General features: G+C 27.0%; 15 protein-coding genes. 12 read left to right on the forward strand and 3 right to left on the reverse strand.

Annotation, left to right across the window (positions count from 1 at the left end; genetic code table 11):
* The first annotated feature begins 1 nt into the window (after window position 1).
* The 7 genes from OW763_RS08440 to OW763_RS08470 all read left to right on the forward strand — a co-directional run bounded on the left by OW763_RS08440 (window position 2) and on the right by OW763_RS08470 (window position 7,370).
* Window positions 2-826, forward strand: coding sequence for a LicD family protein (locus tag OW763_RS08440; protein ID WP_268040690.1), 825 nt, complete (start codon window positions 2-4; stop codon window positions 824-826).
* Window positions 827-1,005: 179 nt separating this feature from the next.
* Window positions 1,006-2,829, forward strand: coding sequence for an aminotransferase class I/II-fold pyridoxal phosphate-dependent enzyme (locus tag OW763_RS08445; RefSeq protein ID WP_336296888.1), 1,824 nt, complete (start codon window positions 1,006-1,008; stop codon window positions 2,827-2,829).
* Window positions 2,830-2,869: 40 nt separating this feature from the next.
* Complete coding sequence (locus tag OW763_RS08450) at window positions 2,870-3,826, forward strand: ornithine cyclodeaminase (protein ID WP_268040691.1); 957 nt, start codon at window positions 2,870-2,872, stop codon at window positions 3,824-3,826.
* 130 nt (window positions 3,827-3,956) lie between these two features.
* A complete protein-coding gene (locus OW763_RS08455) occupies window positions 3,957-5,000 on the forward strand; it encodes a DUF1015 family protein (RefSeq protein ID WP_268040692.1) in 1,044 nt (347 codons plus the stop codon).
* Between the two features lie 277 nt (window positions 5,001-5,277).
* A complete protein-coding gene (locus OW763_RS08460) occupies window positions 5,278-5,520 on the forward strand; it encodes a hypothetical protein (protein ID WP_268040693.1) in 243 nt (80 codons plus the stop codon).
* 24 nt (window positions 5,521-5,544) lie between these two features.
* Window positions 5,545-6,531: a UDP-glucose 4-epimerase GalE gene (gene galE / locus OW763_RS08465; protein ID WP_268040694.1), complete on the forward strand. Its 987-nt coding sequence runs from the start codon at window positions 5,545-5,547 to the stop codon at window positions 6,529-6,531.
* A 341-nt stretch (window positions 6,532-6,872) separates the two neighbouring features.
* The gene (locus tag OW763_RS08470; RefSeq protein WP_268040695.1) at window positions 6,873-7,370 is read left to right on the forward strand and encodes a VanZ family protein; all 498 of its coding nucleotides are present in this window, start codon (window positions 6,873-6,875) and stop codon (window positions 7,368-7,370) included.
* 29 nt (window positions 7,371-7,399) lie between these two features.
* On the opposite strand, the gene galU is transcribed toward OW763_RS08470, so the two are convergent.
* Window positions 7,400-8,275 (reverse strand): UTP--glucose-1-phosphate uridylyltransferase GalU, encoded by an 876-nt coding sequence (gene galU, locus OW763_RS08475; protein WP_268040696.1) that lies wholly within the window; start codon window positions 8,273-8,275, stop codon window positions 7,400-7,402.
* A gap of 176 nt (window positions 8,276-8,451) precedes the next feature.
* Here galU and OW763_RS08480 point away from each other — a divergent pair, with 176 nt between their 5' ends.
* The 3 genes from OW763_RS08480 (at window position 8,452) to OW763_RS08490 (ending at window position 12,220) form a co-directional block, all read left to right on the forward strand.
* On the forward strand, window positions 8,452-9,648 hold the full coding sequence (locus OW763_RS08480) for a hypothetical protein (RefSeq protein WP_268040697.1): 1,197 nt from the start codon (window positions 8,452-8,454) through the stop codon (window positions 9,646-9,648).
* Window positions 9,649-9,718: 70 nt separating this feature from the next.
* On the forward strand, window positions 9,719-10,531 hold the full coding sequence (locus OW763_RS08485) for an alpha/beta fold hydrolase (protein WP_268040698.1): 813 nt from the start codon (window positions 9,719-9,721) through the stop codon (window positions 10,529-10,531).
* A 336-nt stretch (window positions 10,532-10,867) separates the two neighbouring features.
* Window positions 10,868-12,220, forward strand: a complete 1,353-nt coding sequence (locus OW763_RS08490; RefSeq protein ID WP_268040699.1) for a glucose-6-phosphate isomerase — start codon at window positions 10,868-10,870, stop codon at window positions 12,218-12,220.
* Between the two features lie 118 nt (window positions 12,221-12,338).
* Here the strand turns inward: OW763_RS08490 and OW763_RS08495 are convergent, their stop codons facing one another.
* Window positions 12,339-14,735, reverse strand: a complete 2,397-nt coding sequence (locus tag OW763_RS08495; protein WP_268040700.1) for a YcdB/YcdC domain-containing protein — start codon at window positions 14,733-14,735, stop codon at window positions 12,339-12,341.
* Window positions 14,736-14,907: 172 nt separating this feature from the next.
* Between OW763_RS08495 and OW763_RS08500 the strand changes: the two genes are divergently transcribed.
* Together OW763_RS08500 and OW763_RS16905 are read left to right on the forward strand one after the other, a co-directional pair.
* Entirely contained in the window at window positions 14,908-15,348 is a 441-nt protein-coding gene (locus OW763_RS08500; RefSeq protein WP_268040701.1) for a YaiI/YqxD family protein, read from the forward strand.
* A gap of 3 nt (window positions 15,349-15,351) precedes the next feature.
* Window positions 15,352-16,002 (forward strand): phosphatase PAP2 family protein, encoded by a 651-nt coding sequence (locus tag OW763_RS16905; RefSeq protein ID WP_268040702.1) that lies wholly within the window; start codon window positions 15,352-15,354, stop codon window positions 16,000-16,002.
* A gap of 30 nt (window positions 16,003-16,032) precedes the next feature.
* Here OW763_RS16905 and pulA read toward each other — a convergent pair whose 3' ends face one another.
* Complete coding sequence (gene pulA, locus OW763_RS08510; RefSeq protein WP_268040703.1) at window positions 16,033-18,177, reverse strand: type I pullulanase; 2,145 nt, start codon at window positions 18,175-18,177, stop codon at window positions 16,033-16,035.
* Between the last annotated feature and the right edge of the window lie 72 nt (window positions 18,178-18,249).

The following is an 18,249-nucleotide window of genomic DNA, read 5'->3' on the forward strand; positions in this document are numbered from 1 at the left end:
TATGTTTGATATTAAAGAACTAAGAGAAATACAAATGTATATTTTAGATGAGGTAGTAAAAGTATGTGAAAAATATAATGTGGATTATTGGTTAGATTCAGGAAGTTTATTAGGAGCTATTAGACATAAGGGTTTTATACCGTGGGATGACGATATAGATATTGCTATGAAGCAAGAAGATTTAGAATTTATAGTACCTAAATTAAAGGACAAGCTTCCAAGTAACATTGAAATTCATGATGGGAGAACAAGTAATTATGAAATGTGGGGAATACCTATAAAAGTTATGTATAAACCAAGCAAAATAATACCTAGTAAATATATTGAAACTTCAAATTTTGATGAAAAAATCTTTATTGATATATTTTCATACATACCTGTTTTAAAAGAAAAATATACCCATATGAATAAGTACTTAATTAGTTTTTTAACTAGATGTCATACACATGATATTTCATCAAATTACTATAAAAGAAAACATAAAATTAGATTTTATATTTTTAAATTCATGAAAATATTTATTACTAAAAAAGTAAGTAAAAAAATAATTGATAAGTATATCATTAAAAATAAAAATGGAGAAAGTTGGACATTTAATCCATACTTTTGGCCAATGCATGTTTCTCAACTTTTTACAAATGAGTGTTATAATAATTTTAAAGAAGTAGAGTTTGAAAATAGAGTTTACAAAATTCCTGTAGACTATCATCAAGTACTGTGTAAAAAATATGGTGAAAATTATATGATTCCACCAAGTAAAAGGGAACAAGATGAGTTGAAACATATAGAAGGTATTGAGATTTATGAATATCCATGGAAAAAATAGTTTGTTAAATATATCAAGAAGGTGAATGATATATTTAACATGCTAGAAAAATATATATACTTAGTGGAAAAAGATAGGATTCAGAAATTATTAATCTAGCTAATATTAAGAAAAATAAGATAGCGTTAGTGGAAAAAAATGATTTTACTAGCTAATAAGTAAAACTAGGGAAGAAAGGAATGAATAAAATGCAAGCAATTATTTTAGCAGCAGGAATGGGAAAACGCCTAAAAGAATTAACAAATGATAATACAAAATGTATGGTAAAAGTAAATGGTGTTACTATGAGTGAGAGAATGTTATCTCAATTAGATAGATTAAATTTATCTAGCATAACAATTGTTATTGGTTACAAAGGAAAAGAGCTACAGGAGTATGTAGAAACTCTAAATATTCATACTCCCATTAATTATGTAAATAATGAGATTTACTATAAAACTAATAATATATATTCTCTTTACTTGGCAAGAAACTACCTATTAAAGGAGGATACGCTATTGCTTGAATCTGATTTAATATTTGAAGATTCTGTATTACAAAAGATAATTGAGGATCCGTATCCTAGTTTGGCTTTAGTAGCAAAATATGAAAGTTGGATGGATGGTACAGTTGTTACTCTAGATGAAGGTAATAACATCAAGAATTTTTTGGATAAAAAACACTTTAAATTTGCTGATATTCAAAATTATTATAAGACAGTTAATATATATAAGTTTAGTAAAGAGTTTTCTAATACACATTATGTGCCATTTTTAGAGGCATATAGCAAGGCCCTTGGTGATAATGAGTATTATGAGCAAGTGTTAAAGGTTATAACACTATTGGATAAACCAGAAATAAAAGCTACAATTTTAGATGATGAATCATGGTACGAAATAGATGATATCCAAGATCTTGATATTGCTGAGTCGATTTTTGCAACTTCTACTGAAGACAAACTAACTAGAATTCAGAGCAGATATGGTGGATACTGGAGATATCCAGGTTTGATAGATTTTTGTTATTTGGTGAATCCATTTTATCCAACACCAAAATTATTAGATGAGATCAAGGCAAAATTTGAACGATTGATTTGTGACTATCCATCAGGTATGGATGTTAATAGTTTATTGGCTGCTAAGTATTTTGGAATACATAAAAACCAAGTGGTTGTAGGAAATGGTGCAGCTGAGCTAATAAAATCATTGATGGAAAAACTCGAAGGAAAAATAGGCGTTATTCTACCTACATTTGAAGAATATCCTAATAGAAGAAATCCAGAAGATATTGTGGCGTATTATTCTGATAACAATAATTATACTTATTCAGCTAATGATTTGATAAGCTTTTATGACAAAAAAGATATTTCTACTTTAGTATTGATCAATCCTGATAATCCATCAGGTAATTATATAGAAAAATCTGGTATTTTAAAGATTGCAAAGTGGGCACAAGAAAAAGGTATTACTTTTATTGTGGATGAATCATTTGTTGATTTCGTTGATAAAGAGGAAGAAACTACACTTATTAATGAAGATATATTGCAAAGTTATCCAAAATTAATAGTAGTAAAAAGTATTTCAAAATCTTTTGGTGTACCTGGGCTTCGTTTAGGGGTGTTGGCTTCTAATAACTTAGATATAATTAGTTTTATTAAAAAGGATGTTTCTATCTGGAATATTAACTCATTTGCTGAATTTTATATGCAGATATTTGAAAAGTATAAGAGTGATTATCAAAATGCAATGAATAAATTTAAGAAGGTTAGAAAAGAGTATATTAAAAAACTTTCAGAAATTGAGAATTTGAGAGTAGTACCAACACAAGCAAATTACGTATTATGTGAAGTCCTAGAATCTCATCAAGCTAAAGAATTAACAAAAATTTTGTTAGATGAACATGATATATTTATAAAAGATCTATCTCAAAAGAAAGGATTTAATGGTCAGTTTATTAGAGTGGCTGTTAGACGACCAAACGAGAATGATAAGTTGATAAAAGCACTAAAAAAGATTTTGGGATAAAATAGTATGTATATAAATATATTTTTTTAAGGGAGAAAAAATGAAGATTTTTACACATTACGATATTATAGATTTAAACATAGAACCTATTCAGTGTTATAAATGGGTATCTAATATGCTAGAAGATAAAGGTAATGTGATATTACCATCAAAAATTAGTATGAGACCCACAGAAGGAATATTTTATAATGTTATGCCTTCCTTGCTACCTCAATATAATGGCGGGGGAATAAAAGTTGTAACGAGATATCCATCAAGAAAACCTGCGTTGGATAGCCAAATTATGATATATGACTATAAGACAGGTAATATTAAGGCCTTAATGGATGGTAATTATATTACTACTATGCGCACTGGTGCAGTTGCTGCACACTCAATTAAGCTTTTAGGTAAAAAAAATTTTAATAAGATTGGGATTATAGGTTTAGGTAATCAAGCGAGAGCTACATTGAAAGTTTTACTTTCATTATTCCCATATAGGAAAATTTTATTAAAACTTATGAAATATAAAGACCAGCATTTATTGTTTCAAGAGTATATAAAAAATTTATCTAATTCGGATAATATTGAATTTGTTCTATGTGATTCATATGAAGATGTTGTAAAAGGAAGTGATATTATCATATCTTCTGTCACTTATTTTGCTCAAGATATATGTGAAGATAACTGTTTTGATGAAGGATGTTTAGTTGTACCAATTCATACAAGAGGATTCATGAATTGCGACCTGTTCTTTGATAAAGTATATGCTGATGATACAGACCACGTTAAAGGATTTAAATATTTTAATCAGTTCAAAAAATTTGCTGAAATTTCAGATGTTCTTAGTGGCGATGCTGAAGGAAGAATGAATGATGAAGAGAGAATTATTATATATAATATTGGACTTTCAATGCATGATGTTTATTTTGCAGAAAAAATTTATCAAATTGCTCAATTAAAAGAAGTTGGGCAAGAAATATCTTTAGATTCTCCTAAAGATAAATTTTGGATATAACTGATTTTAATATTTACTAATTCTATGTGAATGATTTAAAAAGTAAAATTGATTTTGGAGCGTTGAGCGACTTGAAAAAAGGTATAAGTTATGTAACAACCCTATATAAAAAATTAAGGTGGTGAAGCATATGCAAATTAATATGCTAGAACAATCATATATAAATATCAGTGGGAAAATATACGATTCTGAATTTATCAATTTAGCTAATGTTAAGAATAATAAAATAGAATTAGATAAAAGAACTCTTTTTTTAACAAGAAAAGAAAAAGAAGCTTTAAATTCTCAACAAATTAAAAATTTTAATAATGCAATTTATATTTTTAAATATAAGAATATCTATGGTGTGGTATGTGATATCCCTATTGATGAGTATGATAGTGGTAGAATTAAATGCCATGAATTAGTTTTACCAGATACAATTCAGGGGATGCTAAGTAATTTGCATGGTTACAATTGCGAAGTTGCACCAGTATTATTAGCACATGAAAAAAAGGTTAATTATTTATCATATATTGAAGAGAAGAAGTATATAGATTACTTTATGTTGGAAGATATACAAATTTATGTATTTTGTGGTAAAGAAGCTCAGAAGATATCGGAGGAATTTTTAGAAGTTGAAAAGTTATATGTTGCAGATGGACATCATCGTTTATATACAACTTCTTTATCTAGTTTTAAAAATTCAGTTTTATCATGTTTAATTAGTTTTGAGTATTTAGATATTTTACCAATTCATCGTATTATTCCCAATATTGATGCTCAATTATTTGATAAAGCTAGAGAGTTTATTTACAATAGATTCGATATATTTCCATCAAAAACTTCTCTTTCTAAAGGGAAAATACGTATAAATTATAATGGCGACAGTTTTGTAGTTAATCTGATAGACTTAAATTCTGATGCATTTTGGAATAATGATATTTATCGATTAAATACACAAATTATTTCACAAGCTTTTCGTATTTTTGATACTGGAAAACTTAAGTATATATCAGATAGTGAGTTGGAAAAATATGAATTATCATCAGATAAAAAAGATGTTTTAATTCAAACATATCCATTAGAAAAAGAGGAATTTGTTGAGTGTGCAAATAATAACTGCATAATGCCTCCAAAGTCAACATGGTTTAAACCTAAGTTTCCATCATTTTTAATATTTAAGAAATATTAGTAATATAGGTCAGTGAAAATTCGAAAAATGTCGCAATTTTAGAGCAAGTTCGGAAAGTGAAGCTCCCCTCGCAAATACCATGAGCAAGCTCAGTCAGGCGAAACCTTCCTTCGTAAAATGGTCAGACCCTTAGGGCTAAATGGAAAAAGTGTCAACAAAAAGATATAGTAGAGCATAAGGTACAATATAAGAAAATAAGAATAAATCTTTAGTGTAGTTTTTGTTCAAGAAAAGATTTAAAATACCTAAAATTTATTAATTATCAGGAGGTATATTTATGAGCTTGCCAAAAGTAACACAACAAAATGTTCATATATTTATTCCTTTAAAAGTAGCAAAAGTATCAGAGCGGTTCGCTAAAAATCATGGCATATCGAAAAAACAAGCTTTATTAAATTTTTATAACTCAAAAGTATATGATATTTTGGAGCAGGAAGATACAAAGTTGTGGTATGAAGGAGTTAATTATTTATATATGGGACTAGAGATGGACAAAAATGGGGAAGAATTAGATATTTAAATTAATATAATGGGAGAGATTTTAATGTCAATTTTAGTTTGTGGCGGTGCTGGGTACATAGGAAGCCATATGGTAGCAGAGCTTCTTGAACAAGGAGAAGAAGTAGTAATATTAGATAATTTTCAAAAAGGACATAGAGATGCAGTATTAGGTGGTAAAATTTATGAAGGAGATTTAAGAGATAGAAATATATTAGATAAAGTGTTTAATGAAAATAATATAGAAGCAGTTATAGATTTTGCTGCAGATTCTCTTGTAGGTGAAAGTGTAGAAAATCCACTGAAATATTTTAATAATAATGTAGGTTCAACAATAAATTTGCTTGAAGCAATGAAAGATCATAACGTAAAATATATAGTATTTTCTTCTACAGCAGCAACTTATGGTGAGCCAGAGAATATTCCAATATTAGAACAAGATAAGACATTTCCAACAAATCCTTATGGAGAGTCAAAATTAACAGTTGAAAAGATACTTAAGTGGTGTGATAATGCTTATGGAATAAAGTATACAGCTCTTAGATATTTTAATGCAGCAGGAGCACATATAAGCGGAAAAATAGGAGAAGATCATAGACCAGAATCACATTTAATACCTATAATTCTTCAAGTGGCACTTGGACAAAGAGAAAAAATAATGATATTTGGTAATGATTATAACACTGAAGATGGAACATGTGTAAGAGATTATATACATGTAAGTGATTTAGCTTCAGCTCATCTTTTAGCATTAAAAAGACTTAAAAATGGTGGGGAAAGTAAAATTTATAACTTAGGAAATGGAAAAGGATTTTCTGTAAGAGAAGTTATTGATACAGTAAGAAGAGTTACTGACATAGATATAAAAGCAGAAGAGGCACCAAGGCGTGCAGGAGACCCTGCTATTCTTATAGCATCATCTAAAAAAGCTGTAAAAGAGCTTGGTTGGGAACCAAAGTATGATTCGTTAGAAACAATAATTGAGACAGCATGGAATTGGCATAAAAATCATCCTGATGGATATAAAAAGTAATAGAGTTGATAGTGTTCTAAATTATTTTTTATAATTATCATCTGTAGGATTTTCTTTTCCAGCAGCTTTACATAATGCTAAGGTTGTAATTATTACAATAATTATAAATATAATCAAAGGTATAATATATTTCATAATAACCTCCGTGTTATTTTAAATTCGCTAATACATATTATTATCGATAATTTTACTAGAATACTTTATTATAAATATTAATCCAGTAGTTCTTAAAAGTTCTGCTGGATTTTAAATTTAAAATAGTTTTAATAATTTATATTCTGATATAATGTAATTATTAACAAATTGGAATATATTATACAAGAAAGGCGAGCATAATTGTTATGAAAAAAGATGTTAAGTATACTTTATTTATACTAAAGAAAATATTTATACTATTATGTGTTATTGGATGTATACTTTGGATTGGGTTTATATTTTATAATTCAAACAATGTAGGGAATATATCTCAAAAACAAAGTAAAGCTATAACAAGAATTATAAAAGAAAAAACTAAAAATATAGATATAGTTCAAAATACAAAAAAATACATAAATAAGGATTTAAATGCTTTAGTTAGAAAGAATGCTCATTTTATGGAGTATTTAATTTTAGCAATTTTTATTTCAATTACATTCTTTTCTTTTAAATTTAAAGGGAAAAAAGCTTTGATTTATATTTTCTTTATATGTTTATTTTTAGCAGTATTAGATGAGTTTAATCAAAGCTTTGTGTCTGGAAGAAGTTCTACTGTAAAAGATATTGTAATAGATTTTAGTGGAAGTGTATCAGGAACATTTATATATTATTTTATATATTATGTAATTTATAATAAGTTTTAAATTAATAAGAGTAATTTTAAAAATTAAAATTACTCTTTATTGTTAAAGTTTAATGTAGAAAGATATTCAGCAAATGGTTTTCTTAAATCTTCTCTTTTAAGTGCAAATTCTATAGTGGCTTTTAAAAAGCCCATTTTGTTTCCAACATCATATCTTTCCCCTTCAAAGTTATAAGCATACATTGCTTCAGTTGAAATCAATGTTTTTAATGCATCTGTAAGTTGGATTTCTCCTCCTTTACCTGGAATTGTATTGTCTAATATGTTAAATATTCGTGGTGTTATTATGTATCTTCCAAGTATTGCAACATTTGAAGGAGCTTCTTCAGGAGCAGGTTTTTCCACAAGGTCTTTAACCTTATATATTCTATCTTCAATATGAAGTCCTTTTACTATTCCATACTTAGAAACATCTTCTTCTGGTACTTCTTGAACTCCTAAAATAGTTGTTTTATACTCATTGTAGCAGTCCATTAACTGTTTTAAACAGGGGGTTTTGCTGTCTACTATATCATCGCCTAACATAACTGCAAAAGGCTCATTACCTACAAAGGTTCTTGCACAATTTATAGCATGACCAAGTCCTTTAGGCTCTTTTTGTCTTATATAATAGATGTTTGCTAGATTAGAGATGCTTTTTACCATATCTAATAACTCAGTTTTATTTTTTTCAGTTAATAAATTTTCAAGTTCTACTGATTTATCAAAATGATCCTCTATTGCCCTTTTATTCTTTCCAGTTATGATTAATATTTCTTCTATACCTGATGCCACAGCTTCTTCAATTATGTATTGAATAGTTGGTTTGTCTACTATAGGAAGCATTTCTTTTGGTTGTGCTTTTGTTGCAGGTAAAAATCTTGTTCCTAGTCCTGCAGCAGGTATTATTGCTTTTCTTACTTTCATTACTAGCACCTTCATTCTTAAAATAATTTATAAATCAACTGCAATGTACTATATTCTACAATAACTCCCAAATACCCTCCAAATAAAAGAAAAATATGTACTATAAGTTATGGTTTAATATTAAAGGTAGAAATGATAAAATTAAACATGAATATAGTAAGATTGGAGGAACTAAAATGAAGAAAAAAGTGAAAAATGTTGTACTAAAAATAATATTGTTTATAGTTTGTATAATAGGTGTTTTTGCTTATTTGATATTTTCTAAAGGAGATTATAAATATACTGCGAATAATCAGGCAGCGGCTGGGAGTTTATTAAGTATATTAGGAGAAGCTGCTGAAAATGAAGGGAAATTAGAGTTAACACAAGAGGATATTAATAATATTACTTCTTCTTATTTTACGGAACCTATAAAAAAGGGAAGTTTAATTGTAAAAGATTTTAATGTTAATATTTTAAATGATAAGATAATAATGTTTGTACCTGTGGAATATAAAAAATTAAATTTAGTTTTATCAACCAAAGGAGAACTTATATATGATAAAAAAAATTTAATATATAAACCAGAATACTTTAAAGTAGGTAAACTAAAGCTTTCTAAAAATATGGTGTTAAATAATATACAAAAATATCTTGCTGGTAAGGTTATTGTAGAAAATAATAATATTAAATTAAATAGAGATATTTCAGAAGATGATATAAGGGATGTCAAAATTAATGGAGATAAATTATTTCTTTCTGTAAAACCATTAATTCCAATAAAGAAAAACAACAAAGAGGAAAAGAAACAAGAAAATATTAAAATTACATTAGATAAAACTAGTGAATCTTTAAAAGAGTTACAATCAAAAGTTAAAGATGAGGGGAATAAACAAGAAATAAAAAAGACAATAGAAATTGTGGAAAAAGCTAAAAAGGATATTAATAATTTAGATAATAAAAAAATATTGGACAAGATTGATGAAGGTTTAAAAAACATAGCTAAAAATTCTAAAGATAAAGAAGTAAAAGATAGTATTAATAAAATAATAAAAGAACCTTCTGAAAATAATAATCCTAAAGTAGAAGAAAAAATTAATAAAGAGAAGAAAGATGAGTCAATACAGAAATCCCTTGCAAAGGCTAAAGGTGATTTAGGCAGAATTAGAAGCAGTGTTACTACAGCTAAAGAAAAAGAAATGGTGGATATAATGTCTTCTACTGTAGATAATTTAATGGCAAATCCATCTTATAATTTTTGGGGAAATGTTAAAAGGGTCAAATCTATATATAAAACTCTTCCTCCTGAACAAAGAAAGAAATTTAAGAATTCATTATATAGCAATACAGATATGGATAATGCAGAGAAGCTTAGAGGGGATTTAGAAAAATAATTATGATTTACAATAAAAATTCATGAAGATTATATGAGTTATGGAAGTGTAAATCTAAGGAGAATAATATATGCCGCATATTTTAACAGATGACAATACAAATATTTGTTATACAGAAAAGGGAAAAGGAAAAACTATTGTGTTTATTCATGGGTGGGCAGCAAATAAAGCAAGTTTTGCTATACCAGCACATTATTTAAGCAAAAAATTTAGAGTTATAATATATGATTTAAGAGGACATGGTCAGTCAGATGTGCCTGAAAATGGATTTACAATGAAAAGATGTGCTGAGGATTTAGAACAACTTATGGATAAGTTAGATTTAGAAGATGTTACTTTAATTGCATGGTCAATGGGAGCTTTGGTTCTATTTGAGTATATAAAGAGGTTTGGATGCAGAAGAATTGATAAAACAGTAATAATAGATATGACTCCAAAGTTTATAAGTGATGAGGAGTGGAAGCTAGGAATTTATGATGGAAAGCTTACACATGAAGAAAATTTAAAGATAATGTCTGAATTGTGCTGTGATTGGAAAGGATTTGTAGAAAGGTTTACAAAAGATATTGCTTCAAATCTAGATGAAAGACAGATTAAGGCTATAATAAAAGGAAGTATGGCTAATGAACCATATGTCTTGCTTTCAATGTGGGTTGCCATGGCAAATTCAGATTATAGAGAAGTCATATCGAAGATTAATGTTCCAACTCTTATTTTATATGGTGAAAAAAGTACTTTATATCCTAATAAAGCTTCAGAATATTTGAATAGCAAAATACCTAATTCAAGAGTTGAAAAATTTGAGGGATGCAATCATTTATTAGTTATGGAAGATACCGATAAATTTATCAAGGTTGTTGAAAATTTTGTGTTGGATAAGTAAAAGATTTAAACTTTTTTATGAATAAGTTTTGATAAAAAATATAATTTATGATAAAATATGGAAATGGATAATTATAAGGACAAGTTAAAAAATAGTTGAACACCTTTAAAATTTTTTAATAGATTAGAAATTATAGTAGTTATATTAGATAAAGAATAATTAGGATAATATACGTTGAAATAAGGGAAAAATAAATATTGTACATTGTTATTGATATCAAACTTTAAGTTTTAGATTTTGATATTAATAGTATAACTTGAACTTTATTCATAAATAGATTAAAATTTCATTTATTAATAAACAATAATCAAATTTATTTTATTGGAGGGTCAATGTATGTCCAACAGTTTATCATTAGATTTATCAAAAACTAAACCTTATTTAAATCAACATGAAGTATATCAGCTTCAACCAATGGTTACAGCAGCTCATAATGTGCTTCACGAAAAAAGTGGAGCGGGCAGTGAATTTTTAGGATGGATAGATTTACCTGTAAATTATGATAAAGATGAATTTGCTAGAATACAAAAATCAGCAGAAAAGATAAAAAGTAATTCAGATGTACTTATTGTTATAGGAATTGGTGGTTCATATTTAGGAGCAAGAGCGGCTATAGAAATGTTAACACATACTTTTCATAATGTGATTTCAAAGGATAAAACAAAAGCTCCTAAAATATTTTATGTAGGAAATAATATAAGTTCTACTTATATGGCAGACTTAATAGAAACTGTTAAAGATATGGATTTTTCAGTAAATGTTATATCAAAATCAGGAACTACTACAGAACCTGCAATAGCATTTAGAATTTTCAAAGATTTATTGGAAAAGAAGTATGGAAGAGAAGGAGCAAAGGAAAGAATATTTGCTACAACTGATAAAGCTAAAGGAGCACTAAGAACTTTAGCTGATTCAGAAGGATATGAAACTTTTATAATTCCTGATGATGTTGGAGGAAGATTCTCAGTTTTAACTCCAGTTGGATTACTTCCTATTGCTGCAGCAGGAGTAAATATTGAAGAAATGATGAAAGGTGCAGCTGATGCAAGAGAAGAATATAGTGTACCTGAATTAGAAAATAATACAGCATATAGATATGCAGCAGCTAGAAATGCATTGTATGCAAAAGGTAAAACTATCGAAATGATGGTTAATTTTGAACCATGTCTTCACTACACAGGAGAATGGTGGAAACAGTTATATGGTGAAAGTGAAGGAAAAGATGGTAAAGGAATTTTCCCAGCAGCAGCAGATTTTTCAACAGATCTACATTCAATGGGACAATATATTCAAGAAGGTATCAGAAATCTTTTTGAAACTCAATTAAACATTGAAAAACCAAGAAAATCAATTTTTATTGAAGCAAATGAGGAAAATCTTGATGGTTTAAATTTCCTTGAAGGAAAAGATATGGATTTTGTTAATAATCAAGCATTTAGAGGAACTGTAATTGCTCACAATGATGGTGGAGTTCCTAATATGATAATAAATATACCAGAATTAACTCCTTATTATTTTGGATATTTAGTTTATTTCTTTGAAAAAGCATGTGGATTAAGCGGATATATGTTAGGGGTTAATCCATTTAATCAACCAGGAGTTGAAGCATATAAGAAGAATATGTTTGCTTTACTTGGAAAACCAGGATATGAAGATATGAAAGCTTCTATTGAAGCAAAACTTAAATAAAAACAGTTGAAAGTTGAGAATTGAAAGTTGACAGTGAATGATGTTTTGCGAATGCAAAACTACAATCACTGTCAACTTTTCACTTTGAATTTTCAACTGTTTTTAGAATCTAGAATTATTATCTGTATAAAGGATAAGGATAAAAACGACTACTTTCTTTATTTTCAAGTGCTCTAAATAATCCAATTGCTAAATCTTCCATTGTTGCAGTTTGTTTTGGATTTAATTTATTATTATTTAATTCTATTAATTTTAATCCTTTTGCAAGAGATACATATCCGTAGTTTTCTTTAGATACTTTGTTTCCATCTTCAAAGTTTAAGGCAAAAGTATCTTTACATTCTGCTATTTTTTCATAATTTAAAAATTTTATTAGAGCTTTACACATTTCTTCTCTTGATACTTTCTTTTCAAAATTGAAATTTTTAATATCACCATCTATAAAACCATAATATTTAGCCATTTTTAAATAATCTTCATTAGTAAGAGCACTTTCGTTAGTATCAGCTGAATCAGATTTTGAATTTTCTAAAGCAGATGATTTATTATAAGTTTCTACTCTATCTACAATATAAGGAGTGTATCCAAGAGCATCAACTAGAGTTTTAATTAAATCCATGTTTTTAATTTCTTTTTTTAATGTGAAATCTTTAGTATCAACTAAACCTGAGTATGCTAAAATAGTTATTTCTTTTTCATATTTGCTTTCTTTGATTTCATTAAGAAAATGGGATATATCAAATTTAATTTCTTCACCGTCATATCTATTTAATATATTGGTATTAAAGGCGTCTATATAAACATTAGGACTGTCCAAAACGTATACTAATTTTAATTCCATTTTTGGATTTTTATTATCATTACTTGTATTTTTCATTATAAATCTTAATTCAGGTTTATATTTTTTGAAAAAAGAATCTTTAGCATTTGCTATACTAATACTATTATTAGGATTTTTGAAGCTTATATCATCATCCCAAGAACATCGCATAGAAACTAACTGTCCAGTTTTAGTATCAAATTCTATATAAATATTATCATTATCATATAATAAATTATTAACCTTTCTTGTAAAGTAGTAACGATAATATCTTTCAGGTTTCTTTTGATCATTTTCTTTATATATTGTTTCTGTGTGAGTTAGATTTAGTTCTAAATTTTTTATTTTATCACCATAATGTTCTCCTAATAAATCAACAGCTTTATAATAACCTTCATTCCAAGTGAATTTAGGAGTGAAATTTTTATCATAGTCATAATATGATGATAAATAGTTGCTAATACGTAATATTTGTCCATTTAATGCGTTTAGCGTTATATTGCCGCCTAATGTTCTAGATACTTTTTTATTAGTTTTAGGATTTGTTACTTCTATTTTTTTTGTAAAGCTTGCTCTCCATGTTTTCTTTTCAGTACTTTTATAGCTGTTATCATTTTCTGAATAACTTAAATTTTCAATAGTATAGCCGTTGCCATAAAATTTCTTTACAAAGTTTGTCATTAATTTTGAAGCTTCTTCCTTTTCTAATGGTTTTGTATAGTTTGATAGTTTTTTATAATTTTTATATAAATTTTGAATTTCTGTTTCATTTAATTTAGCTGTTTGGGTATTAACGTTTTTATCTGAATCATATGTTAAAAATTTACCTGTATTAGCATCTATAGAATAGCCTTTTTCTATAGATGGTTCATAAACTAATTTAACATTTTTAGTATTGTCTTTGTTTTGATACTCATATTTATTTTGCAAAAGTTTATATTTTAATTCCATGTTCATTTCTTTCTTAAAGTTACTTTCAGCAATTTCTCTTAAATTGATTTTAGGCATAGGAGGAACTTTAAGGTTTTTGTCCCAATTGAAATTATAAGATTTTATTTTCCCAGTAACTCCATCAATAGTTACAGTAATATAGTTACTGTAGTATTTAGCTCCATAAATATTTCTTACATAGTTGAAGCTATAGTCAGAATAAGTACCTCTATTTGAAAACCATTTATCTTTTGAAAGTTCACAAAGCTTGTATTCAGATGGATTTATATTTTTTATAAATTTATTGCTAATTTCTTTAGCATCTTCAATAGAAAGTTTAGGTATACTTGAATTGTTTTCATTATAGTTATAGTTATTCATTGAAATTAAATCACCAGTATTAGCATCTAGTGTTAAACTTATATTTTTAGAACTGTTATGGGAATTAGAATACCAGTTCATATGCCATATATAATTTTTATTATCTTTATTAATAGTGTAAGAGTTAAGATTAATGTTGCATTTAAAGTCTTGTTCAGAAATAGTTATGTCAAAATATTTCTTTAATTTTTCTTTAGCTATTTTTTTAGCTTGTTCTTTTGAAATCTTTACATTTCTTTCTTCTGAATTAGAAGAAGCTGTTAGAGTTGTAGTTATAGCTGGTTCAGGTTGACTAATTTTAAAATCTGCAGCAAATACATATGAAGTTGAGCTGAAAAGTAAAGATGCAGTTAATAAAAGTGAAAAAATTTTTTTCTTGTTCATATATGATTCCTCCTAAATAATTAATTCATGTTATTGTAGAAAAATATTCCAAGTTACTTCTATTAATACATACGATACTAAAATTAAAAAAGTTATGTTTTTATATAAATTTTTCAAAATGATTAAGTTTTTACAAATGTGGTACAATAAATATAGGATGAGGAGGTATAATATGAGAATAGTAGTTGATGCAGATGCATGTCCAGGAAGAGAACTTATTGAAAAAGCTGCGAAAGAAAATAATATAGAAGTTATAATGTACAGCGATATAAACCATGTAATTCGAAGTGATTACAGTATTATTAAAGTTGTTGACAGTGGGTTTCAAAGTGTTGATATGAAGGTTGCAAATGAAGCACAAAAAGGCGATATTATAGTAACACAGGATTTTGGGGTTGCAGCTATGGTGCTTGGAAAGAAAGCCTATGCTATAAGTCCTAAAGGATATATTTATAGTGATGATAATATTGATAGGCTATTATTTGAAAGACATATATCAGCTAAGGTAAGGAGAGGAGGTGGAAAAACATCTAGTCCCAAAAAAAGAACAAAAGATGATAATGAGCGTTTATATAAAAATCTTTTGAAGCTTATAATGAAAAGGGGAGAATAAAAAGTGGAAGTGGTTAAAAAATTCATAGGTGAGCACAGACATTTTTTATATTTACTTATGTTTATACCATTAATATTATTTTTTTGTATATGTCAAAAGTTTATAGAACCTAGATATATAATGCATTGCAAATTAGATGATTATATACCGTTTTCAAAAGGTTTTATATTGGCATACATGTTTTGGTTTGCTTATATGGGAATTGGTTTTGTATATTTTGGATTAAAATCAAGAAATGATTTTATAAATTTAGTTAAGTTTATATTTTGTGGAATGGGAATAAGCTATGCTATATTTGTTATTTGGCCAAGTGGACAAAATATGAGACCTGTATTACAGCAAAATGATATGTTAACCAGCATGGTTGGGTTTATATATTCCGTAGATCCGCCAACAAATGTATGTCCTAGTATTCATGTAATAAATTCTGTGGCTGTAAATGCTGTGGTTTGGAATAGTTCATTGTTTTCTAACAATAAAAAGGTTAAATTTTTATCAGTTACAGCAATGGTACTTATATGTGCTTCAACAATGTTTATAAAGCAGCATTCGGTAATTGATGTAATAGCGGGGATTACCCTTTCAACAGTACTTTATGTGTTTATATTTACTATACCTAAAGTTAAACAGTTTAAATATAAAAAAGAAGCTTAAAAATATTGTAAATCAATATTTTTAAGCTTCTTAGCAAGAATAAAATAAATTCATACAAAGACTTTCTACTTCTATTTTATCTGTATTTAGGAGTTTTAGTGGTTTAGTATCGGCATAGTATTTATTTACTACTTGAATCCAAGTTTCATTAGGTACGGTAATAGAAACTGAATATCTATTAGCATTATATATAACTAATATATTTTTCCATGTATCCATATTAGCATTGTTTTTCAGTATAAATGCTACAGTGTTCTGAGGAGTGTTTTCTATAAAATATAAATGTTTCTTAATATCTTCAGTAGAATACATTCTAAAGGCTGAATGTTGCTTTCTTATTTTAATTAAGCCTTTATGATAGTTATATACATCTAAAAATTGAGTTTTTCTATTATAATTTAAAGAATTTATATTATCATCACAGTTAAAACTGTTTTCTATTCCATGTTTTGTTCTGCAAAAATCAACTCCAGAATGAAGAAAAGGTACGCCTTGACTAGTTAAGATTATTCCATTAGCCAGTTTAACCATGTTTTTTTTGTCTTCGATTGTATCGTGTGTATTAGTTAATTCAATTTTATCCCATAATGTATAATTATCATGACAGGATGTGTAGTTTATAGATTGGTATGGATATATATAAGTATTTTTATAATTTTTTAATGGAATAGAACACCCTGTTACACAGAATTTAATTTTATCCTCTAAATTTTTTTTACCATTTACAAAACCTTTATCGTTAGTAACAAATATGTTTCCTTTTATAGAATCTCTTATTGTATCATTAAAGAAGCCCACATTAGGAGCTTTCTTTGAATTGTTTTGTGTACATTTAATGTTTTCAGGTAGTTCGGTGTTTAGATTCCATCCTTCACCGTAAACCATTATATTCTTATTGAAATTTTTTAAGTTCTTATAAATTAAATTCATAGTATTAATATCATGAATTCCCATTAAATCAAATCTAAAACCATCAATGTGATACTCTTTAGCCCAGAAAAGAACAGAGTCTATGATAAATTTTTGAACCATTTTATGTTCTGATGCTATATCGTTTCCACAGCCGCTTCCATTTGAAAAATTTCCATTTTTATCAAATCTAAAATAGTATTCAGGAAATATTTTTTCAAAATTGTTTTCAGTAGTATGAAATATATGATTGTATACGACGTCCATATTTACTGCAATATCATTTTTGTGTAGGTGCTGTATCATTTTTTTCATTTCTAAAATTCTACATTTAGGATCATAAGGATTTAATGAAAATGAACCTTCTGGTACATTATAATTTTGAGGATTATATCCCCAATTATAATTTTTAGAATTTTTTTCATCTATACTGAGATAACTAAAATCAAAACAAGGCATAATTTGAACATGAGTTATACCTAAATCTTTTAAATGGTAAAAACATGTAGAGGTTTTTTTGTTATACATAGTATTTTCTTCTGTAAGAGCTAAAAATTTCCCTTTTTGAACTGTGCAACTGCTTTCATTCATTGAAATATCACGTATGTTTATTTCATAGACTATAGCATCGCAATAATTATCAAGTGTTGGAATACTATCCTTATTAAATTTTCTAGGATTGGTTTCATTTAAATCTATTATTGCGCCTCTTAATCCATTTATTCCTACAGCTGTTGCGTAAGGGTCTATAGCTTCTTGTGTATTGTTATATACTGTTAATTTATAAGTGTAAAAATAGTTAGCTAAATTTTTATATATAGTTACTTTCCAAACGCCATCTTTTTCTGTCATAGGAATTTTCAGTGGAGTTTCATTGATTGAAGGATCTCCATTTTTATATAGAAGTAAGAATACGGATGAAGCTGGTGGAGACCAAAGTTTAAATGTAGAAGAGTATTTCGTATAAGTAACACCTAATTTACCACCGTAATAAAGTGTATCATTAAATTCAGAGGTTAAAAATAAGTCTTTATAGGAAGCTTTTATTTGCACGCCTTCGTAAATAATGTAACACAAATTTTTTATATTAATTTCATTTTTTAAAAAAAGTATAAAATCATTGCTACTTGTTGTCGAATAATTAAGTATAGGTATAAAATTTTGACCATTTTTAATTTTAAGATTATTTATATTAAATGTTATAGTATTATTTATATTAATTATGATTTTTTTAAAACCTGATACAGATGCATAAATATTGTACATAGCAGCACTCCTAGAATGTAAAAAATAGGATTTTAATATTTTAATTATAAACTTTTAATTAAAAGAAGTCAA

The sequence above is a fragment of the Clostridium aestuarii genome, assembly GCF_026735135.1.
Classification (GTDB): Bacteria; Bacillota; Clostridia; order Clostridiales; family Clostridiaceae; genus Clostridium_H; species Clostridium_H aestuarii.